This window comes from Polaromonas sp. P3_A5 (assembly GCF_056403055.1).
Map to the genome: position 1 here is coordinate 2,128,746 of NZ_JBFUGF010000001.1, position 21,490 is coordinate 2,150,235.

Genomic DNA, 21,490 nt, shown 5'->3' on the forward strand with positions numbered 1-21,490 from the left:
CTTGGGTGTTGACGCGGTACGGCGCATCTCCTACGTCGTTCCCTATGCGCTGGTTGCGCTGCTCGCCTGGCTGGGTAACCTGTCCTGGTGGGCTGTGGCAATGCTGGCTGGTGGCGGCATTTTTGCGTGGGACTGGCTTTGGGGCGACAGAAACCTGCTTGAGGCCGGTCACGGCCTGGCTTTGACCGCGGTGGGCATGCTGTGCCTGACGGCGTCTTTCTTTCTGGCACGCGGCTTGAATCTGTCGCTTGCGGAATTCCAGGAGCTTGCACGCGGCTTGCCGCGCAGGCACAACCTGCCTTATCTCTTGCCTGTCATTGGTGTTGGACTCATCCTTTATGGGCTTCTTGGCTGGAGCCGCGCCTGGCTTTTGCAGAGAGAAGAGCGCTGGTGACTTACCGGTGTGGCGGCGCCACCGCAGCGCCTTCAATGCCATGGCGCGCCAGCGCTGCCGCCACAAAGCCGGAAGCTTTCATCTCCTCGACGAACGCACCCAGGTAACGCGCACCGGCATCACGCCCTTTAGGCAGGCCCATGGCCTGGTTGATCACCATAAAGCGTCCCGGCAGCAAGCGCACGCCCGACACGCGTTTGGCGTCGGCCTCCAGTTGCTGCTTGACTCCCGCCGCCACTTCCACGTTTTGCGCGATCATCACATCGGTCACGGCGGGTGAGGTGGGAGCCTTGACCAGCTTCGCCGCCTTCAGCTCACGGGTCAGGTAGAGGTCATAGGCACTGCCGTTGCCGACCACAATGCGGTTGGCCGCCTGGTCCACCTCTTCATTGCGCCGGATGGGGGAGTCGTTTTTCACCAGGTAAGCACCTTCGATGATGACGTAGGGCGGCGTCTGCAGCATGTCGGCACCGCGCACCGGGTCAATGGCTACAAAAGCAATGTCCACCTGCGCATCCCTGACCGCTTCGACCACCTTGCCAGCAGAATTGAAGGTGACGAGTTCCACCGGTACACCGAGACGCCTGCCCAATTCGCGCGACAGATCCACCGAGACGCCCCGCGGCTCGCCGGTGGCGGGATCTTTCACCGCGAGGATGGGGTTGCCGAAGTTGATGGCTGCCTTGAGCTTGCCCGAAGGCGCTAATTCGGCCGCGGGAGCCGGCGGCGCAGAGACGCAACCCAGCAGCGCAAAAGCAGCCAGCGCCAGCATGGCCAGCGCAACAAGCCACCACCATGTGCCATTGGAGCTGCGCACCTGACCCGGGGACGGTCCCTCGCTCGCGTGCGGTCCGGCGCCCGCGGCATCTACCGCATCCTTGGCCTCCTTGAGACCCAAGCCAGTCAGGTCCCGCAAGCGCCGTATCGCCTCTATCTTGTTGCCCTGGTCCAGCGCTTCCTGCACCTGCGCGGGCAGAGGTGCGTCGGCGGCGAATGCCTTTGGCGCAAATCCCGCGGCAGGCGGTTCGCCACACATCGAGGCTTCCACCGCATCCTTGGCTTCCTGAAGGCCCAAACCTGTGAGACTGCGCAGCCGCTTAACCGCCTCTACTTTGTTGCCTTGGTCCAGTGCTTCTTGCACCTGTGCGGGCAGGGCGGAAGGAGAATCGGGGTTGCTCATGCGGCGCTCGACTGTGCGGCGGAAGATTGAGGGAAAACAATGCGCTTGGACATGGGACCTCCAGAAGAGTGTGAGCCATTGGAGCGGTGCCGGCTGCTCCCGTCAATCGGGAAACACGCCTCTTTTAAGGCGGGGTCACCGGTCGCAATTGCCCAGCACAGAAATAAAAACGCGGCCACATGGGCCGCGTTTGCGAAGGCCGCTTCCCCGCGGCTTATTCCACCTTGGCTTTTTTGCGCAGCTCTTCCTGGAACGCCGCCAGCTTTTGCTGCTGCATTTGCTGGGCGATCTGCGGCTTCACTTCCTCGAAAGAGGGGAGCTGGGCCGTACGGATGTCGTCTACACGAATGACGTGATAGCCGAACTGGGTTTTCACCGGGGTATCGGTGGTCTGGCCCTTATTGAGCTTGACCAGCGCCTCGGTGAACTCAGGCACGTAACTGGAGGGGTTGGCCCAGTCCAGGTCGCCGCCCTTGGCACCGGATCCGGGATCCTTGGACTTCTTCTTGGCGATGTCATCGAACTTGCCGCCCTTTTTCAGGCTGGCAATGATCTCTTTGGCCTCGGCTTCCTTTTCGACCAGGATGTGGCGGGCCTTGTACTCCTTGCCGCCATTGGCTTCGGCAAATTTGTCGTATTCGGCCTTCAGCTCGACATCGGTCACCGGATTCTTCTTCTGGAAGTCAGAAAACAGCTCGCGGATCAGGATGGTCTGGCGTGCCAGTTCCATTTGCACCTTGACGTCATCGCTGGAAGCCAGGCCCCGCTTTTCCGCTTCCTGCATGAACACTTCGCGCGCAATCACTTCTTCACGAAGCTGGCCTTCCATCTCAGGCGTTACTGGCCGGCCGGACTTGGCGACCTGTTGCGCCAGTGAGTCCAGGCGCGATTTTGGAACGGCCTTGCCATTGACGATGGCCACGTTCTGCGCCATGGCGCCCTGTGCGCCCAGTGCCAGCAGCGCCGCTACGGCGGTGCCGAGTAACAGATGTTTCTTCATGATGTTTTTGTAGTCCTTTTGGTAATGCTTGAAAACGTTTGGCAAGACATGCTGACGTTGCCATGGCTCTGTGCCGAGCCCTGGGCAAATCAGCGCAGATTCAGGGTGGCTCGATGACTTCAATCGCCAGGGCGTGGAGGCCCTGATCAATGAAATTTTGCATTGCATCATACACAAGCCGGTGGCGCGCCACCCGGCTCTTGCCGGTAAAGAGCGGGCTGGCAATGCGGATGCGAAAGTGGCTACCGTAGCCTTCGGCGTTGGCGCCCGAATGCCCGGCATGCGCAGCGCTCTCGTCCAGCACCTCCAGCCATGTGGGTTGAAGCCGCGCCTTGAGCTGCTGCTCGATCTCGTGGGTGCGCACGGGCAGGGCGCTGGAAACGCCGGCGTTCATGGTGTGGCACCTGGTTTGATGTGCTTGTTCAGGTACACCGCCTGCGCCAGCACAAACACCACCATCAGACCGAGGCCACCAAACAGCTTGAAGTTGACCCAGGTGCTGGTGGAAAACGTGAAAGCCACCCACAGATTGAGCAAGCCCATCACGGCGAAAAAACCAACCCAGCTGAAATTGACCACGCGCCAGATCGGGTCAGGCAAGTTCATTTGCGCGCCCATCAGCGATTTGATGCCATTTTTCTTCCACACCAGCTGACCCAGCAGCAGTGCACCGCCCATCACCCAATACAGCACGGTAGGCTTCCATTTGATGAAGCTCTCGCTGTGGAAGTAGATGGTGGCGCCGCCAAGCACCGTCACCAGCCCCAGGCTGATCCACAGCATGGTGTCGACTTTCTTGCCGCTTACCTTGAGCCAGAGGATCTGGGCCAGCGTGGCAACGATCACAACCACGGTGGCCAACAGCACGGGCGCCTCAGCCGCGCCGACCACCCCCCCGGAAACCATAAAACCCAGCCACTCGGTGGCTGTGGCGGCAGCCCAGTCCTTGTTGCCTTCGGCGTACTTGAACATGCCGAAGAAAAGGGCAATCGGCAAAAAGTCGAAAAGAATTTTCATAAACAGATTATCGCGGGGTAAAAGAAGCGAAAGAGCTCACTGGCGTTGGGTCCCGAATTAGCAAGCATGAGCCGCGGAACCGGCCTTGCCGGGCCGCAGGCGGGCGGCCCCCTCGGGGGGCAGGAAGCTACGCGAAGCGAGCGACCGTGGGGGCTATTCCTTCTTCTTGAAATCGAGAGAAGCGGAGTTCATGCAGTAGCGCAGGCCTGTGGGAGACGGCCCATCAGGAAACACATGGCCCAGGTGCGCGCCGCAGCTGGCGCACACGGTTTCGGTGCGCACCATGCCGTGCTTGCGGTCCACAATTTCCTCAATCGCACCCGGCACGGCTTCCTCTGAGAAGCTGGGCCAGCCGCAGCCGGCATCAAATTTGGTTTCCGATTCGAACAGCTTGGCACCGCAGCAGATGCAGTGATAGCTGCCGTCTGCCCAAACAGCCTCATATTTTCCGGTGTAGGGGCGCTCGGTGGCGGCGTGGCGCGTGACTTCAAAGGCCGCAGGCTCAGCGCCTTTTTCTGCCAGCAGGGCCTTCCACTCGGCGTCGGTTTTCTGGATCTTGGTGCTCATGTTCTGTTCCTGGCGTGAGTTGGCGGAGGTGTTACGAACTGCAACTGATTTCAATGGACGAGGCCCAGTCTGGGGGGAAATCCGCAAAGCTCTCGTGCCCCGGGTGCTCATCAGATGGGGCCTGCAGCAAGGCAAGCAAGGTGTCGACCCCGGAAAAGTCTTTTAGTTTCGCGGCGCGTATGGCTTCTTCACCCAAATGGTTGCGCAGAACGAATTTCGGGTTGTTCTTGAGCATCAAATCGGCCCGCAGCCCTTGATCCACCTGCGCGAGGCGCTCTGAATACTGTAGCGCCCAGGCGTTGAAGGATTCCCGGTCAAAGAACAGGTCACGCAGGGGTTCATGGCCGCTTTGTGCCGTGAAACCATTCAGGCGCCGCCAGAAGATGGTGTAGTCCACCTTGTTGGCGGCCAACAGTTTGAAGGTGTTGTCCACCAGGGCCTTGTCCTCGGGTTGCTCGTCCGCCAGGCCAAGTTTGCTGCGCATTCGGGCCTGCAATGCCTCAGGGAACAATGTTTTGTAGGGTTCCAGGGCTGCAAGCGCCTGCTCCTGGTCTTCAATCAGCGGCAGCAAGGCCTGTCCCAGGCAGAACAGGTTCCAGTAGGCCATGTTGGGCTGCTTGTTGTAGGCATAGCGGCCCTGGGTGTCCGAATGGTTGCAGATATGGCCAGGATCAAACGCATCGAGAAACTGGAACGGGCCATAGTCAATGGTCAGCCCCAGGATGCTCATGTTGTCGGTGTTCATGACGCCATGGCAAAAACCTGCAGCCTGCCACGCAGCCATAAGGTGTGCGGTCTTTTCGCTGACGGCCTCCAGCAGCGCCGCATAAGGTTGCTTTGCCTCGCGGCAGGCAGGGTAAAACCGGTCGATGACGTGGTCGGCCAGCACCTTGAGCTGCGCATGCTGGTCGTTGTAGCTGAAATGCTCGAAGTGGCCGAAGCGGATGAAGCTTGGCGCGGTGCGGGTCACCACGGCGGCGGTCTCGGTCTCCTCGCGCCGTACGGCCGCGTCGGAGCCGGTAACGCACAGCGCCCGCGTGGTCGGAATGCCCAGGCCATGCATCGCTTCCGAGCACAAAAATTCGCGAATCGAGCTGCGCAGTACAGCCCGGCCATCGCCCATGCGGGAGTAGGGCGTTTTGCCGGCGCCTTTGAGCTGGATTTCCTGTGGCCCGCGCGGAGTATTGATTTCGCCCAGCAACAAGGCACGGCCGTCACCAAGCTGCCCGGCCCAGACGCCAAACTGGTGACCGCTGTAGACGCTGGCCAACGGCTCGGAGCCGGGCAAGACGCTATTGCCGGTCAAGGCTTCCAGGGCAGCCTGCGATTCAAGCCATTCTGCGCCCAGCCCCAGTTCGCGCGCCATGCTGCGGCTGCGGCCGACCCAATAGGGATCTGGCAGGGGTTGCGGTTGCAAGCGGGTGTAGAAGTCACCACCCAGTTGGGCGAAGCTGTTGCTCCAGGTCAGCGAGGTGCCGACAGAGGAGCCTGCATCGTCGGGCGCCGGAAGGTTTGCAGAGGTCATCGGCAAATTGTCCCCTACCTGACATGAACCCGTGATTTCACGGGCAATCCCGCATGACCGTCATGGTGCGCTGCGGCATGATGCCCACTTGCTGAACACTATTTAACCAATGGAGACTTCCCGATGCTTGGGTTAATGCAAAGCCAGCCGCTGCTGATTTCCGGCCTGATCGAATTTGCGGAGCGCCATCATGGCGACGCCGAAATCGTCTCGCGCCGCGTGGAGGGCGACCTGCATCGCTACACCTACAAGGATGTCGCCCATCGGGCGCGCCGGGTTGCCAATGCGCTGGACGGCCTGAAGCTCGCATTCAGCGACCGCGTTGCCACGCTGGCCTGGAACGGCTACCGGCACCTGGAGCTTTATTACGGCGTGAGCGGATCTGGCCGGGTGCTGCATACCATCAACCCGCGCCTGCATCCGGACCAGATCGCCTGGATCGCCAACCACGCCGAAGACCAGGTGCTGTGCTTTGACCTGAGTTTTCTGCCACTGGTGCAGGCCGTGCATGCCAGGTGCCCGACCATCAAGCACTACATCGCGCTGTGCGACGCCGACCAGTTGCCGGCCGATTCTGGTATCCCCAATCTGCAAAGCTACGAAAGCTGGATAGGTGCCCAGACTGCCGACTACGCCTGGCCCAATTTTGACGAAAACACCGCTTCGAGCATGTGCTACACCAGCGGCACCACGGGCAACCCCAAGGCCGCGCTCTACAGCCACCGTTCCAGCACCCTGCACGCCTACGCGGCCGCGCTGCCTGACGTGATGTCCATCTCCGCACGGGATGCCATCCTGCCCGTCGTGCCCATGTTCCATGTCAATGCCTGGGGCATTCCGTACTCGGCCGCGCTTACCGGTGCCAAGCTGGTGTTTCCGGGGCCTGCGCTCGACGGCAAATCGATCTATGAGCTGATTGAGGCCGAGAAGGTCACTTACGCAGCCGGCGTGCCCACCGTTTGGCAGATGCTGCTGACCCACATGAAGCCTGCCGGGCTGAAGTTCTCAAGCCTGCGTCGCACCGTCATTGGCGGCTCTGCTTGTCCCCCCGCCATGATCAATGCCTTCCGCGAAGACTACGGTGTGGAAGTGCTGCACGCCTGGGGCATGACCGAGATGAGCCCGTTGGGCACGCTGTGCTCGCTCAAGAACAAGCACGACGCACTGCCGGAAGCAGAAAGAATGAAGATACGCCTCAAGCAGGGGCGCGCCATCTACGGCGTCGACATGAAGATCGTCAATGCCGACGGCAAGGAACTGCCCTGGGACGGCAAGGTCTTTGGCGACCTTTACGTCAAGGGGCCGTGGATTGTGCGCGAATACTTCAAGGGTGAGGGCGGTGACCCGCTGGTGGACGGCTGGTTCCCGACGGGCGACGTCGGCACCATAGACGCCGACGGTTATCTGCAAATTACAGACCGCAGCAAGGACGTGATCAAGTCCGGCGGCGAATGGATCAGCTCCATCGAGATCGAGAACATCGCCGTGGCGCACCCAGCCGTCGCCATGGCTGCCTGCATAGGCGTGGCCCATCCCAAGTGGGATGAACGCCCCATCATCGCGGTCGTGAAAAAGCCCGGCATGGACGTCACGCGCGACGAGCTGCTGCGCTTCTACGACGGCAAGACCGCCAAATGGCAAATCCCCGACGACGTCGTTTTCGTCGACGCCATCCCCCTGGGCGCCACCGGCAAGATGCTCAAGACCAAGCTGCGCGAACTTCTTAAAGATTACAAATTGCCACAGCCATAAAACAAAAGGGCGGTGACCTCCCTTACCAGTCGGGGCCGCGGGACTGGCTTTGCCAGACCGCAGGCGCAGCGGCCCCCTCGGGGGGCAGCGCATTACACGAAGTGAAAAGCGTGGGGGTCACGTGGGTGACATCGGCTAGGGCATTCCCTGACGCAGTGCAACATCATTTGACCTAACCTTTGCCGGTTCCCTCTGCGGATTCACCGCGCATTCATACAATTTTCAGGAGACAAGGGATGACAACCCAGAACCGATTTTTCGCACGGCCTGCAGGCATCGCCCTGGCGGTGTCTTCCATGCTTTACAGCGGCATGGCGCTGGCCCAGGCGCCCGCCAAGGCCGCAGCGCCCGCCAAAGCTGCAGTTGCAGCACCGGCCACCGGTGCCGTCAACCTGAACCAGACTGTCAAGATCGCCTGGCTTGATCCGCTGTCCGGCCTGATGGCGGCCGTGGGCACCAACCAGCTCAAGGGCTTCCAGTTCCTGGCCGAGCAGTTCAGCAAGAAGAACAAGGCCGGCGTGAAGTTCGAGATCATCGGCATCGACAACAAGCTCAGCCCGCAGGAAACCACCAATGCGCTGAAGTCCGCCATCGACCAGGGCGCGCGCTACGTGGTGCAGGGCAACGGTTCCGGCCCGGCGCTCGCCATCATGGATGCACTGTCCAAATACAACGAACGCAACCCCGGCAAGGAAGTCGTCTATCTCAACTACGCCGCGGTGGACCCGGACCTGACCAACAGCAAGTGCGACTACTGGCACTTCCGGCTCGATGCCGACACTTCCATGAAGATGGAGGCCCTGACGGCCTTCATGAAGGACCAGCCCGACATCAAGAAGGTCTACCTGATCAACCAGAACTACTCGCACGGCCAGCAGGTTGCCAAATTCGCCAAGGCCAACCTGGCCTCCAAGCGCCCCGACGTCCAGATCGTCGGCGAGGACCTGCATCCGCTGGCGCAGGTGCGCGACTTCGCGCCCTACATCGCCAAGATCAAACAGTCGGGTGCCGACACCGTGATCACCGGCAACTGGGGGTCCGACCTCTCGCTGCTGGTGAAAGCCGCCAACGAGGCGGGCCTGAACAACGTCAAGTTCTACACCTATTACGCCGGCGTCACCGGCACGCCGACCGCCCTGGGCGCGGCCTCGGCCGGGCGGGTCTATATGGTGTCCTACAACCACCTCAACATGGGCGGCGAGATCCAGCAGATCCAGGCCGACTACAAGAAGAAGTTCAACGACGACTTCTACACCGGCGCCATTTACCACGCCTTCACCATCCTGACCGAAGCCATGGCGCAGACAAAATCGACCGAGCCGGCCGTCGTGGCCAAGGCCATGGAAGGCCTGCGCTTCAAGAGCTTCAACGGTGATGTCGAGATGCGAAAGACCGACCACCAGCTGCAGCAGGGCCTTTACATCGACAAATGGGAAAAAGCCGGCGGCAAATACCCTTACGATGCCGAGAACACCGGCTACACCTTTGTGCCGGTCAAATACTATGAGCCCTATGTGGCCAGCACGCCTACCTCGTGCCAGATGAAGCGCCCGGGGTGATTCCCGCGTCCCGCTGACGGACACAGGCCCGATCCGAGTTCGGGCCTTTTTTCATCCGGCTTTTTGCAACAGGCGCTTATCGATGAATCTGGAATCCTTCACCATCGCGATGCTCAACGGCCTCAGCTACGGCTTGCTGCTGTTCATGCTCAGTTCCGGCCTGACGCTGATCTTCAGCATGATGGGCGTGCTTAATTTCGCGCACGCGTCCTTCTACATGGTCGGCGCCTATATCGCCTACAGCACCTCGCAGGTCATAGGCTTCTGGTGGTCGCTGCTGGTGGCGCCGCTGCTGGTGTTTGTGATGGGTGCGGCTTTCGAGCGCTTTTGCCTGCGCAAGGTGCACAAGTTCGGCCACGTGCCCGAGTTGCTGGTCACCTTCGGGCTGTCTTACCTGCTGCTGGAACTTGTGCAACTGGTCTGGGGCCGATCGGCCGTCAACTACGTGCTGCCCGAAGGCTTGCAGGGGCCGCTGTTCACGGTGTTCGGTACCAACTTCCCGAAATCGCGCGCCTTCATCATGTTCATTTCGCTGGCCATGCTGGCCGGCATCTGGCTGCTGCTCACGCGTACGCGCATAGGCCTGGTCATCCAGGCCGCGCTCACGCATCCTGAAACCGTGGAGGCACTGGGCCACAACGTGCCGCGCGTCTTCATGCTGGTTTTCGGCGGCGGCGCGGCGCTCGCGGGCCTGGCCGGCGTCATAGGCGGCAACACCTTCATCACAGAGCCAGCCATGGCCGGCTCGGTCGGCGCCATCATCTTCGTGGTCGTGGTGGTGGGCGGCATGGGTTCGCTGAGCGGCGCCTTCCTGGCGTCCCTGCTGATAGGCCTGATCCAGACCTTCGCGATCCAGATGGACCAGTCGTTGATGACACTGCTGGCGAAATTCAGCTACACCGTGACGCCCGAGACCTTTGGCTATCCGCTGCTCAAGCTCACGATTTCGCAGGTGGCGCCCATCCTGCCGTTCCTCTTTTTGGTGCTGATCCTTATCTTCCGGCCCAAGGGCTTGCTTGGTACACGGGAAGGATGAATCGCCACATGTCTACCGCTTACCACCAATTCAAACCCTACAACGTCGGCCGCTGGCTGCTGTGGTCGCTGTACGCGCTGCTGCTCATTGCCGCGCCCATGATGTTCAAGAGCAGCCTGGCGCTCACCATGCTGTCACAGGCCGGCTACCTGGTCATCATCTGCCTGAGCTACAACATCCTGCTGGGGCAGGGCGGCATGCTCAGTTTCGGCCATGCGGTCTATGCCGGGCTGGGTTCCTTCCTGGCCGTGCACGCGATGAATCTGGCCGCCAAAGGCAGCTTTTACATCCCGCTGCCGCTGATCCCGCTGGTGGGTGGCCTGTCGGGCCTGTTCTTTGCCGTGCTGTTCGGCTACGTCACCACCAAGAAGGCCGGCACCACCTTTGCCATGATCACGCTGGGCGTGGGCGAATTGGTGTTCGCCATGTCGCTGATGTTCCCAGAGTTTTTCGGCGGGGAGGGCGGCATCACCACCAACCGCGCTTACGGCAAGCCGGTGTTCGGCATCAGCTTCGGCCCGCAGATCCAGGTTTATTACCTGATCGCGTTTTATTGCTTCATCTGCACGGCGGCCATGTTCGCCTTCACGCGCACGCCGCTGGGCCGGATTTTGAACGCTGTGCGCGACAACCCCGAGCGCGTGGAGTTCATCGGCTACAACACGCAGCGCGTGCGCTACTACGCCTTCATCATTGCCGGTTTCTTCGCCGGCATAGGTGGCGGTCTGGCGGCCATCAATTCGGAAATCGTCACGGCGGAAGTGGTGAGCGGTGTGCGCTCAGGCAGCCTGCTGCTGTTCACCTTCCTGGGCGGCGCCACCTTCTTCTTCGGCCCCATCATCGGCGCCGGCCTGCTGGTGCTGGCGCTGATCCTGTTGTCGGAACTGTCCATGGCCTGGCTGCTCTATGTGGGCCTGGTCTTCCTGTTCATGGTGATGTATGCGCCCGGCGGCATTGCCAGCCTGATCATGATGAATTTGCGCATAGCCTCCTTCGGCAAGCTCAGGGAGCTGTGGGTGGGCTACCTGGGCCTGGCCGTAACGGCCTTCACAGCGCTCGCCGGCGCGGCCGCCATGGTGGAGATGGTCTACCACCTGCAGCTCAACGCGGCCCTGGGCCCCGAGCTTGGCTTTATGGGCGTGCGCCTCAACGCCACCAACCTCAACAGCTGGCTGGGCGCCGGCTTTGTGCTTGTCACCGGCCTGGGGCTGTTCGAGCTCACGCGCCGGCAATTCCTCACGCAATGGGGCCAGATACAAAATGACATCGAGAAAGAAATCAAGCGAAGGGAATTACTGTGAGCCCCCACGCTCGTCACTTCGAGCCTGCGGCTCGCTGCCCCTTTCATGGTGGTTGGGGCGCTGCGCCTGCGGCCCGGCAAAGCCGGTTCCGCGGCCCTGGCTGGTGGGGAGGTTGATATGAACTATTCGCTTGAGCTCAAAGACCTGCGCAAGAGCTTCGGCAAGACCGAAATCATCCGCGGCGCCAACCTCCAGGTACAGGCCGGCGAGCGCGTCGCCATCATCGGCCCCAACGGTGCCGGCAAGTCGACCTTGTTCAATCTCATCAGCGGGCGCTTTGAGCCCACCAGCGGCGAAGTGCTGCTCAATAGCCAGCGCATCGACGGCAAAAAGCCGTTTGAAATCAACCGGCTGGGTCTGTCGCGCAGCTTCCAGATCACCAATATCTTCCCCAAGCTCAGTGTGTTTGAAAACCTGCGCTGCGGCGTGCTGTGGAGCCTGGGCTACAAGTACACCTTCTTCCGCTTCCTGGCCGACCTGGATGACGCCAACGAGCGCGCAGACGAGTTGATGGCCATGATCAAGCTCGACAAAAAGCGTGATGTGCTGGCCACCAACCTGACCTACGCTGAGCAGCGCGCGCTCGAAATCGGCATCACGATTGCCGGCGGCGCGAACGTGATCCTGCTGGATGAACCCACAGCCGGCATGAGCCGCTCGGAGACCAGCCGCTTCATCAATCTGATCAAGGAAGTCACCGTGGGCAAGACCCTGCTGACGGTGGAGCACGACATGGGCGTGGTGTTCGGTCTGGCCGACAAGATCGCGGTGGTGGTCTATGGCGAGATCATCGCCTACGACACGCCGGAAGCCGTGCGCGCAGACCAGCGTGTGCAAGAGGCCTATCTCGGCTCTTCTGTTGCGGACGCCCAAGCGCATGGAGGTGGCCACTGATGCTGCATATCCAGAACCTCCACGCCTTCTACGGAAAAAGCCACGTGCTGCATGGCGTGCATTTCGACGTGCAACCCGGCCAGATTGTTGCGCTGTTGGGCCGCAACGGCTCGGGGCGCTCCACTACGGCCAAGGCCATCATGGGCCTGGTCGACTGCCAGGGCTCCATCCTCTGGAAAAAGCAGGAAATTGTCGGCAAGAAGGCCTACCAGATCGCTCACCTCGGCATAGGCTATGTGCCGGAAAACCGCGACATCTTCCCCAAGCTCACGGTGCACCAGAACCTGTTGCTGGGCCAGAAAGGTTCAGGCAAGGGCTCGCGCTGGTCGTTTGAAGACATGTACCAGATGTTCCCACGCTTGCGCGAACGCCAGCACACCGAGGCCGGCGTGCTCTCGGGCGGCGAGCAGCAGATGCTCACGCTGTGCCGCACGCTGATGGGCGATCCCGACCTCATCATCATCGACGAGCCCACTGAAGGCCTTGCGCCCAAAATCGTTGAGCTGGTGGGGCAGTATTTGCAAACGCTGAAGGCCAAGGGCATCTCGGTACTGCTGATCGAGCAGAAACTGACGATTGCCATGGCAATTTCCGATCGCGCGCTGGTCATGGGCCACGGCAGCATCGTGTTTGACGGCACACCCGACAGCCTGCGGGCCGATGCCTACATCCGCAAAGAGTGGCTGGAAGTGTGAGAACCTGTTTACAGCCTAAACGGGGCCGCGCAAGCCCCTTCTCGGGATGGGATGCAAGGCGCGGTGCGACGCCCATAGCCCAGCTATGAGCTAGCGCCGCAACGCCGCGGACCGCCCGAGAAGGCGCTTGCCCTCCGGGTTGGGGTGAAATCGGGCGATTGAGCCACCCAGGCTCTTGCATGGGCATTAGCCCATGCAAGAGCCCGAGCGGCCCACTCATCCCGATTGCACCCCAACGCGGCCCCGTTTAGGCTGTAAACAGGTTCTACAAACGGTTTGGATTGTCCCGGGCATGTCGCCGCTGGGACAAAAATAGACTGAACAGTCCATCCGGAGACTTGTGCCGTCACAAACGCCCCCTACAATGGAAAAAGAACGGTCGTACTTTTTTGTGCGCCCGACCAGCGCGTGCCGGGCCGCAGCGCCAGCCGAGACAACCGAAAACTGAAACTCCATCAAGGAAAGAAGCAACGCAATGACCACCCTTTACGAAGTTCACGGCCCCGTCGCGCTCATCACGCTGAGCAACCCACCCGTCAACGGCCTGGGTCACGCCACACGCCTGAGCCTGACCGACAACATCCAGAAGGCCAACGCCGACGCCGCCATCAAGTCCATCGTGATCACCGGTGCAGGCAAAGCCTTTTCGGGCGGCGCCGACATCAAGGAGTTCGGCACGCCCAAGGCGCTGATCGAACCCAATCTGCTGAGCGTGATCCGTGCGGTCGAGAATTCCGGCAAGCCCATCGTCGCCGCGATCCATTCCGTCTGCATGGGCGGTGGCCTGGAACTGGCCCTGGGCTGCCACTACCGCATCGCCGCGCCTGGCACCAATGTGGCCTTGCCTGAAGTCAAGCTCGGCCTGTTGCCTGGCGCCGGCGGCACGCAGCGCCTGCCGCGCGTGCTCGGCGTGGAACCGGCCCTGAACATGATCGTGAGCGGCGAACCCGTCAAGAGCGAACTGCTCGCGCAAATCCCCGGTCAGAAACTGTTCGACAAGCTTGCTGCCTCGCCCGAATCGCTGGCCCAGGAAGCCCTGGCCTTTGCCCAATCGATTTCCGACACCCGGCCGCTTCCGCTGGTGCGTGACCTGCGCGCCAAGCACCCCAATGGCGACGCTTACTTCCAGTTCGCCCGCAACATGGTGAAGGGGATGGCGAAAAACTTCCCCGCGCCGCTGAAGTGCGTGGATGCGGTCGAAGCCGCAACCAAGAAGAAATTCGAAGACGGCATGACTTTTGAGCGCGAGTGCTTCATCAACCTGATGTGGACACCCGAAAGCCGCGCGCTGCGCCATATCTTCATGGCTGAGCGTGCGGCCTCCAAGATCCCCGACGTGCCGGGAGACACGCCCAAGCGCGAGATCAATTCGGTGGCTGTGATCGGCGCAGGCACCATGGGCGGCGGCATTGCCATGAATTTCCTGAACGCCGGCATCCCGGTCAAGATTCTCGAGATGAAGCAGGAGGCCCTGGACAAAGGCCTCGGCATCATCAGCAAGAACTACGAAGCCCAGGTCAAGAAGGGCAAGCTCAAGCAGGACAAATATGACCAGCGCATGGGACTGCTGAGCACCACGCTCAGCTACGACGACCTCAAAGACGCCGACCTGGTGATCGAGGCCGTGTTTGAAGAGATGGGTGTCAAGGAAAAGGTCTTCAAGGAACTGGACCGCGTGATGAAACCGGGCGCCATTCTGGCCTCCAACACCTCCACGCTGGACGTCGACAAGATCGCCGCCTTCACCAAGCGTCCGCAAGACGTGGTCGGCCTGCATTTCTTCAGCCCAGCCAACGTGATGAAGCTGCTGGAAGTGGTGCGCGGCGCCAAGACTGGCAAGGACGTGTTGGCCACCGTGATGACGATGGGCAAAAAGATCAAGAAGACGGCCGTGGTCTCTGGCGTCTGCGACGGCTTTATCGGCAACCGCATGATCGAGCAGTACGGCCGCCAGGGCGGTTTCCTGCTCGACGAAGGCTGCACGCCCGAACAGGTCGACAAGGCGATTGAAAAATTCGGCTTTGCCATGGGCCCGTTCCGCATGGGCGACCTGGCCGGCAACGACATCGGCTGGGCGATCCGCAAGCGCCGCTACACCGAAAAACCAGACATGAAGTACAGCAAGACCGCTGACCTTCTTTGCGAAAAAGGCCGCTTCGGCCAGAAAACCGGCGCCGGCTGGTACGACTACGTGCCCGGCAAGCGCGATGCGATCCCGAACGCCGAAGTCGTCAAGATGATTGAAGACCACCGCACCAGCCTGGGCATCACACCGCGCAAGATCTCTGACGAGGAAATCGTACAGCGCCTGGTGTATTCGCTGGTCAACGAGGCCGCGCACATCCTGGAAGAGGGCATTGCCTCCAAGGCCAGCGACATCGACATGGTCTACATCATGGGCTATGGCTTCCCGGTCTACCGCGGCGGCCCCATGCTGTACGCCGACCAGGTCGGTCTCTTCAATGTGGTGCAAAGCATGAACCGCTTCGCGCAGAACCCGCTGGACGACGCCAAATTCTGGAAGCCCGCGCCCCTGCTGGCCAAGCTTGCGGCTGAAGGCAAGACCTTCAACCTGTCCACCTAAGCCCAGCAGACCGCACAGATCAACGTCCCAGAATCCGGAGAATTCCATGACTTCAGCAGTAATCGTTTCCACCGCACGCACCCCCCTGGCCAAGAGCTGGAAGGGCTCCTTCAACATGACACACGGCGCCACCCTGGGCGGTCATGCCGTCGAGCACGCGCTCAAACGCGCCGGCATCGAGGCCGCCGAAGTCGATGATGTGATCATCGGCTGCGCCACGCCCGAAGGCGCCACGGGCGCCAACATCGCACGCCAGATCGCCCTGCGCGCTGGCTGCCCGGTGACGGTATCGGGAATGACAGTCAACCGTTTCTGCTCGTCCGGCCTGCAGACCATCGCCCTGGCGGCCCAGCGCGTGATCGCTGGCGAAGCCGACATCTACGTGGCCGGCGGCGTCGAAAGCATTTCCTGCGTGCAGCAGGAAATGAACACCCACATGCTGCAGGAAACCTGGCTTGCCAAGAACAAGCCCGAGATTTACTGGAACATGCTCCAGACCGCTGAGCAGGTCGCCAAACGCTACAACATCTCGCGCGACCGCATGGACGAGTACGGCGCACTGAGCCAGCAAAAAGCAACCGCAGCTCTCGCTGCAGGCCTCTTTGAAGCCGAGATCGCACCGATCACCGTGACAGCCGGCGTGGCCGACAAGGTCATGGGCCTCTCCACCAAACAAGTTACTGTGAGCAAAGACGAAGGCATCCGCGAAGGCACGACCAAGGAAGGCATCAGCGGCATCAAGCCGGCCATTCCTGGCGGCGTGATCGCGGCCGGCAATGCCAGCCAGTTCTCCGACGGCGGCGGCGCCGTAGTTGTGATGAACGAAACTCTGGCCGAAAAGAAAGGCCTCAAGCCCCTGGGCCGCTTCCTTGGCTTCGCAGTTGCCGGTTGCGAGCCCGACGAAATGGGCATTGGCCCGGTCTTCGCGATCCCCAAGGTACTGGCGAAGCTGGGCCTGAAGATCAGCGATATCGATTTGTGGGAGCTGAATGAAGCCTTTGCCGTGCAAGTGCTGTACTGCGCCGACAAGCTGGGCATTCCTATGGACAAGCTCAACGTCAACGGCGGCGCCATTGCCGTCGGTCACCCTTATGGCGTGACCGGCCAGCGCCTGACGGGCCACGCCCTGATCGAAGGCAAGCGCCGCGGCGCCAAGCGCGTCTGCGTGACGATGTGCATTGGCGGCGGCATGGGCGCAGCCGGCATTTACGAAGTTCTCTAAACCGGGCAGCCACCATGAATGAAACCCTGCTCCTTCAGAAAGGGCAGGTGTTTCCTGCCTTGCCGCCCGCTCTTGTACCGGGGAGCCCGTCATGAGCCTTCGGCCCACGCTGGACTTTCTGCTTTACCGATGGCTGGGCGCCGAGTCGCTGAACCAGCGCGCGCGTTTCGCCGACCATTCGCGCGAGACTTTCGACGCGGTGTTCGACACCTGCGAGCGCATCGCGCGCGAAAAATACGCGCCTTTCAACCGCATAGTGGACACACAGGAGCCGCATTTCGACGGCGAAAAAGTCATCCTGCCGCAGGCCACACACGACGCGCAGAAGGCCTATGCCGCCTCCGGCATGCTCAGCGCCGCGCAAGACTACGAAGTCGGCGGCATGCAGCTTCCCTATACCGTGGAAGCGGCGGCCAATGCCTTCTTCGCCATGGCCTCAGTCAGCATCGGCTCAGGCCTGCTCACTACCGGCAATGCCAACCTGCTGATGGTGCATGGCACCGACATGCAGAAGGAAGTCTTCGCCAGGAACGAGTTCTCCGGCCGCTTCTCGGGCACCATGTGTTTGTCCGAACCGCAGGCCGGTTCCTCGCTCAGCGACGTGACCACGCGTGCGGTCCCGGATGGCGACGGCTTTGAGGCTGACCCGCTGGGCCCACGTTATCGCCTGAAGGGCAACAAGATGTGGATCTCGGCCGGCGAGCACGAGCTGACCGACAACATCATCCACCTGGTGCTGGCCAAGATTCCGGGGCCTGACGGCAAGCTGATCGCCGGCACGCGCGGCATTTCGCTCTTCATCGTGCCCAAGAAAATGGTCGATACCCAAGGCGAACTCACCGGCGTGCGCAACGACGTGGCGCTCGCGGGCCTGAACCACAAGCTGGGCTGGCGCGGCACCACCAACACGCTGCTCAATTTCGGCGAAGGCAAATACCCTGTGGATGGCCAGGCCGGCGCGGTCGGCTACCTGGTCGGCAAGCCTCATGAAGGCCTGCGCTGCATGTTCCACATGATGAACGAGGCACGCATCGGTGTGGGCACGGCCGCCACCATGCTGGGCATGGCGGGTTATTACGCCAGCCTCGATTACGCCAAAAACCGGCCGCAGGGCCGGCCCGTCGGCGGAGGTTCTAAAAACGGCACCGGTGCCGTGGGCAAAGACGCCTCCCAGCCACAGATCCGCATCATCGAACATGCCGACGTCAAGCGCATGCTGCTGGCGCAAAAAGCGTATTGCGAGGGCGCGCTGGCGCTGGAGCTGTATTGCGCCCGCCTGGTTGACGAACACCACACCGCCGAGGCGCAGGCTGCCGACGACGCGCGCCTGCTGCTCGAGGTGCTGACGCCGATTGCCAAGAGCTGGCCCAGCGAGTGGTGCCTGGAGGCCAACTCGCTCGCCATACAGGTGCATGGCGGCTACGGCTACACACGCGACTTTCCGGTCGAGCAGTACTGGCGCGACAACCGCCTGAACATGATCCACGAAGGCACGCACGGCATCCAGGCCATGGATTTGCTGGGCCGCAAAGTGCTGATGGAAGGGGGCAGGGGATTGCAATTGCTGGCAGCGCGTATCAACGCCACGGTTGAAAAGGCGATTCAGGTGCCTGAACTCGCCGCCCATGCCAACGCACTGGCCAAGGCATTGCAGCATGTGGGCAGCGCCACCAAGGCGGCCTGGGCCACGGGCGAACCCGGCCAGGCGCTGGCCAATGCGGTACCCTACATGCAGGCCTTCGGCCACACCGTATTGGCGTGGATCTGGCTGGACGTGGCGCTGGCCAGCCTGGCATTGCAGCAGCCTGCTACTAATTCGATAGCGGCTCACGCAGGACGGATGGGCGCTACACGCTATTTTTATCATTACGAATTACCCAAAATCGGCGCCTGGCTCAAGGTCGTTGAAACCCGCGACCTGACCTGTGCCGATTTACCCGAGGAGGCGTTTTAATGGCTTTTTTCAAACCGTCCGCTGACCCTGTTTCCAACAAGGCCGTGGCTCGCTTGCAGACCCTGATCTGGGTCCTGATTTACGGCGGGCTGCTCACGTTGGTATTGGGTCTGTCGGTCCAGCGGCTGGACGATGCCATCGGCTGGTCCATGGTGGTGCTGGGTGGCATTGTGGCGGCGGTTGGCGCGGTGCTGGTTTACGTGCGCTCCCGCATCAACGTCGGCTCGTAGCGGCCTGAAGTCGCCACGACGACAGCGCAGCCTGCAAGGCCCCTGATGTTGTGCCAATATGGCAGACCGTCGCGCCCGGCATTGAAGCCACGGCCAAAACTGACAGATTATTCGCAACCCATCCTTGCCGGAAGTCCCGATGCGGCGCCCGGCAAGCCCGATGACATCAACAGGAGACTACTTTCATGACCCGCACCATCCAGCAACTGTTCGACCTCAAAGGCAAGACCGCACTCGTAACCGGCGGCTCGCGCGGCCTGGGCCTACAACTGGCCCAGGCGCTGGGCGAAGCCGGCGCTAAAGTCATTTTGAGTTCGCGCAAGGCTGAAGACCTGGTCGAGTCCGCTGCAGAGCTCAAAGCCGCCGGCATCGACGTCGACTGGATCGCCGCCGATTGCTCGAAAGAAGAAGACATCCGCGCGCTGGCCGACGAGGCCATCAAGCGCCTGGGCCACGTCGACATCCTGGTCAACAACGCCGGCGCCGCCTGGGGCGCGCCCGCCGAAGACCACCCGGTCGAAGCCTGGGACAAGGTCATGAACCTCAACATCCGAGGCTATTTCATCCTGAGCCAGCACATCGCCAAGCACAGCATGATCGCCCGCAAGTCCGGCCGCATCATCAACGTGGCCTCCATCGCCGGCCTGGGCGGCAATCCGCGCGAGATGACCACGGTGGCTTACAACACCTCCAAGGGCGCCGTCATCAACTTCACGCGCGCGCTGGGCTGCGAATGGGGCAAGTACAACATCACCGTCAACGCGATTTGCCCGGGCTTTTTCCCGAGCCGGATGACCGTGGGCACGCTGAAAGCGCTGGGCGAAGAAAAACTCGCCTCGCATGCGCCGCTCGGCCGCCTGGGCGATGACGAAGATCTGAAGGGCCTGTGCGTGCTCTATGCGTCCGACGCCGGCAAGCACATCACTGGCCAGTGGTTGGCGGTGGACGGCGGTGTATCAGTGGTAACAGGCGGCTAATCAAGTGAAGGGTTGGGAAGAGCTAATGAATTTCGGCGCCGACATCCCTTTTGTCAACCACCTTGGATTCGAACTCGAACTGTTCGAAGGCGGCGCCTCGGCCATAGGCTATGCACCCAGGCCCGAGCACCTCAACTCATTTGCCGTGACGCACGGCGGCGCCATCATGACGCTGCTGGACGTGACCATGGCGACCGCCGCGCGCAGTGTGCAAAAAGACATGGGCGTGGTCACCATTGAGATGAAGACCAGCTTCATGCGGCCGGCGCCCGGTGACGGCAGCCGGCTCACAGCCAAGGGGCGGCTCATGCATCGCAGCACCACCATGGCGTTTACCGAGGCCACGCTGTATGACGCGGAAGGCCGCGCCTGTGCACACTCCACGGGCACCTTCAAGTACGTGCGGCGGGTTGCCACCGCCACCCAAAACACCGGCGCACCGGACCTACCCGGCGGCGGCATATCAACCGATTGAACCGAGGTATTGGTTAAATCACAGCCCAGCTCAATAAACACCGGCGCAAGCAGCTATCAAATCAATAGCAAATCATCTGCCTTTCCCGACAACACACAGGAGACTTCCATGCCCATCAACCAGCAAATCCTGCTCGACAACCGTCCCACCGGCGAAGCCGTCGCCAGCAACTTCATGCTGGTGTCCAGCGACACGCCGCCCCTGCAGGATGGCCAGGTGCTGGTGCGCCACCATTACCTGAGCCTGGACCCTTACATGCGTGGCCGCATGAGCGATGCCAAGAGCTATGCCGCGCCGCATCCGCTGGGCCAGGTCATGCTGGGCGGCACGGCAGGTGAGGTGGTGGAAAGCCGCTCGCCCAAATTCCAGCCCGGCGACAAGGTGGTCGGCATGGGTGGCTGGCAAGAATACAGCGTGGTCAATGCCGACCAGCCCGGCGCGCTGCGCAAGGTGGACACCACGCACGTACCGCTGTCGCACTACCTGGGCGCGGTCGGTATGCCCGGTGTCACCGCCTGGTACGGACTGGTGAAAATCATTGAGCCCAAAGCCGGCCAGACCATGGTGGTCAGCGCCGCTACCGGCGCCGTAGGGAGCGCGTTCGGCGCACTCGCCAAGGCACGCGGCTGCCGCGCCGTCGGCATTGCCGGCGGCCCCGACAAATGCAAATATGCCGTCGATGAACTCGGCTTTGACGCCTGCATTGACTACAAAGTGCACGCCGATGCCGCTTCGCTGACCAAGGCTCTCAAGGACGCCTGCCCGGATGGCATTGATGGCTACTTTGAAAACGTGGGCGGCATGGTGCTGGACGCCGTGCTGCCGCGCATGAACGCTTTCGGCCGCATCGCGCTGTGCGGCATGATCGCCGGCTACGACGGCCGGCCCATGCCGTTGGCCTACCCGGCGCTGATTTTGACCAGCCGCCTGAAGCTGCAGGGCTTTATCGTGGCCGAGCACATGGAAGTCTGGCCCGAAGCGCTCAAGGAACTCGGCACGCTGGTGGGCACCGGCAAGCTGCGCCCGCGTGAAAGCGTGGCGCAGGGGATTGAATCGGCGCCCGAAGCATTCCTCGGGTTGCTCAAAGGCAAAAACTTCGGCAAGCAGTTGGTCAAGCTGATCTGACCC

At 61.7% G+C, this 21,490-nt stretch carries 20 protein-coding genes and 1 pseudogene; 14 read left to right on the forward strand and 7 right to left on the reverse strand.

Features of this window, described 5'->3' with window-relative positions; genetic code table 11:
* Window position 1 precedes the first annotated feature (1 nt).
* A complete protein-coding gene (locus AC1DU8_RS10090) occupies window positions 2–394 on the forward strand; it encodes a hypothetical protein (protein ID WP_457280847.1) in 393 nt (130 codons plus the stop codon).
* Between the two features lies 1 nt (window position 395).
* Here the strand turns inward: AC1DU8_RS10090 and AC1DU8_RS10095 are convergent, their stop codons facing one another.
* From AC1DU8_RS10095 to AC1DU8_RS10125, 7 genes and pseudogenes are all read right to left on the reverse strand, one after another.
* Window positions 396–1,166: an ABC transporter substrate-binding protein gene (locus tag AC1DU8_RS10095; protein WP_457280992.1), complete on the reverse strand. Its 771-nt coding sequence runs from the start codon at window positions 1,164–1,166 to the stop codon at window positions 396–398.
* A gap of 96 nt (window positions 1,167–1,262) precedes the next feature.
* Window positions 1,263–1,574 (reverse strand): annotated as a pseudogene (locus AC1DU8_RS10100) (ribosomal protein L7/L12); the annotation flags it as partial.
* 214 nt (window positions 1,575–1,788) lie between these two features.
* Window positions 1,789–2,574, reverse strand: a complete 786-nt coding sequence (locus AC1DU8_RS10105) for a peptidylprolyl isomerase (protein WP_457280848.1) — start codon at window positions 2,572–2,574, stop codon at window positions 1,789–1,791.
* A gap of 100 nt (window positions 2,575–2,674) precedes the next feature.
* Window positions 2,675–2,968, reverse strand: a complete 294-nt coding sequence (locus tag AC1DU8_RS10110; protein ID WP_457280849.1) for a BolA family protein — start codon at window positions 2,966–2,968, stop codon at window positions 2,675–2,677.
* Window positions 2,965–3,591, reverse strand: a complete 627-nt coding sequence (locus AC1DU8_RS10115; protein WP_457280850.1) for a septation protein A — start codon at window positions 3,589–3,591, stop codon at window positions 2,965–2,967. The genes AC1DU8_RS10110 and AC1DU8_RS10115 overlap by 4 nt, the downstream gene beginning before the upstream one ends.
* A gap of 153 nt (window positions 3,592–3,744) precedes the next feature.
* Window positions 3,745–4,158: a peptide-methionine (R)-S-oxide reductase MsrB gene (gene msrB / locus AC1DU8_RS10120; protein WP_457280851.1), complete on the reverse strand. Its 414-nt coding sequence runs from the start codon at window positions 4,156–4,158 to the stop codon at window positions 3,745–3,747.
* A gap of 31 nt (window positions 4,159–4,189) precedes the next feature.
* The gene (locus AC1DU8_RS10125; protein WP_457280852.1) at window positions 4,190–5,683 is read right to left on the reverse strand and encodes a protein adenylyltransferase SelO; all 1,494 of its coding nucleotides are present in this window, start codon (window positions 5,681–5,683) and stop codon (window positions 4,190–4,192) included.
* Between the two features lie 123 nt (window positions 5,684–5,806).
* On the opposite strand from AC1DU8_RS10125, the gene AC1DU8_RS10130 reads away from it, so the two are divergent.
* From AC1DU8_RS10130 to AC1DU8_RS10190, 13 genes are all read left to right on the forward strand, one after another.
* Window positions 5,807–7,435, forward strand: a complete 1,629-nt coding sequence (locus tag AC1DU8_RS10130; RefSeq protein WP_477726694.1) for a 3-(methylthio)propionyl-CoA ligase — start codon at window positions 5,807–5,809, stop codon at window positions 7,433–7,435.
* A gap of 311 nt (window positions 7,436–7,746) precedes the next feature.
* Window positions 7,747–8,994: a branched-chain amino acid ABC transporter substrate-binding protein gene (locus AC1DU8_RS10135; RefSeq protein WP_457280993.1), complete on the forward strand. Its 1,248-nt coding sequence runs from the start codon at window positions 7,747–7,749 to the stop codon at window positions 8,992–8,994.
* 82 nt (window positions 8,995–9,076) lie between these two features.
* Window positions 9,077–10,030 carry a branched-chain amino acid ABC transporter permease gene (locus tag AC1DU8_RS10140; RefSeq protein ID WP_457280854.1) on the forward strand — a complete coding sequence of 318 codons (954 nt, stop codon included), beginning with the start codon at window positions 9,077–9,079 and terminating at the stop codon, window positions 10,028–10,030.
* A gap of 8 nt (window positions 10,031–10,038) precedes the next feature.
* Window positions 10,039–11,331, forward strand: a complete 1,293-nt coding sequence (locus AC1DU8_RS10145; protein WP_457280855.1) for a branched-chain amino acid ABC transporter permease — start codon at window positions 10,039–10,041, stop codon at window positions 11,329–11,331.
* Window positions 11,332–11,448: 117 nt separating this feature from the next.
* On the forward strand, window positions 11,449–12,225 hold the full coding sequence (locus AC1DU8_RS10150; protein ID WP_457280856.1) for an ABC transporter ATP-binding protein: 777 nt from the start codon (window positions 11,449–11,451) through the stop codon (window positions 12,223–12,225).
* Window positions 12,225–12,920, forward strand: a complete 696-nt coding sequence (locus AC1DU8_RS10155) for an ABC transporter ATP-binding protein (protein ID WP_074574254.1) — start codon at window positions 12,225–12,227, stop codon at window positions 12,918–12,920. Before AC1DU8_RS10150 ends, AC1DU8_RS10155 begins: the two co-directional genes overlap by 1 nt.
* A 475-nt stretch (window positions 12,921–13,395) precedes the next feature.
* Window positions 13,396–15,504 carry a 3-hydroxyacyl-CoA dehydrogenase NAD-binding domain-containing protein gene (locus AC1DU8_RS10160; protein ID WP_477726695.1) on the forward strand — a complete coding sequence of 703 codons (2,109 nt, stop codon included), beginning with the start codon at window positions 13,396–13,398 and terminating at the stop codon, window positions 15,502–15,504.
* Window positions 15,505–15,550: 46 nt separating this feature from the next.
* A complete protein-coding gene (locus AC1DU8_RS10165) occupies window positions 15,551–16,726 on the forward strand; it encodes an acetyl-CoA C-acyltransferase (RefSeq protein ID WP_457280858.1) in 1,176 nt (391 codons plus the stop codon).
* Window positions 16,727–16,817: 91 nt separating this feature from the next.
* Window positions 16,818–18,680 carry an acyl-CoA dehydrogenase gene (locus AC1DU8_RS10170; protein WP_477690169.1) on the forward strand — a complete coding sequence of 621 codons (1,863 nt, stop codon included), beginning with the start codon at window positions 16,818–16,820 and terminating at the stop codon, window positions 18,678–18,680.
* Window positions 18,680–18,910, forward strand: coding sequence for a hypothetical protein (locus tag AC1DU8_RS10175; protein ID WP_457280860.1), 231 nt, complete (start codon window positions 18,680–18,682; stop codon window positions 18,908–18,910). The genes AC1DU8_RS10170 and AC1DU8_RS10175 overlap by 1 nt, the downstream gene beginning before the upstream one ends.
* Window positions 18,911–19,095: 185 nt before the next feature.
* The gene (locus AC1DU8_RS10180) at window positions 19,096–19,887 is read left to right on the forward strand and encodes an SDR family oxidoreductase (RefSeq protein ID WP_477672349.1); all 792 of its coding nucleotides are present in this window, start codon (window positions 19,096–19,098) and stop codon (window positions 19,885–19,887) included.
* Window positions 19,888–19,912: 25 nt separating this feature from the next.
* The gene (locus tag AC1DU8_RS10185) at window positions 19,913–20,362 is read left to right on the forward strand and encodes a PaaI family thioesterase (protein WP_477726696.1); all 450 of its coding nucleotides are present in this window, start codon (window positions 19,913–19,915) and stop codon (window positions 20,360–20,362) included.
* A gap of 108 nt (window positions 20,363–20,470) precedes the next feature.
* On the forward strand, window positions 20,471–21,487 hold the full coding sequence (locus tag AC1DU8_RS10190) for an NADP-dependent oxidoreductase (RefSeq protein ID WP_457280863.1): 1,017 nt from the start codon (window positions 20,471–20,473) through the stop codon (window positions 21,485–21,487).
* Window positions 21,488–21,490: the final 3 nt, after the last annotated feature.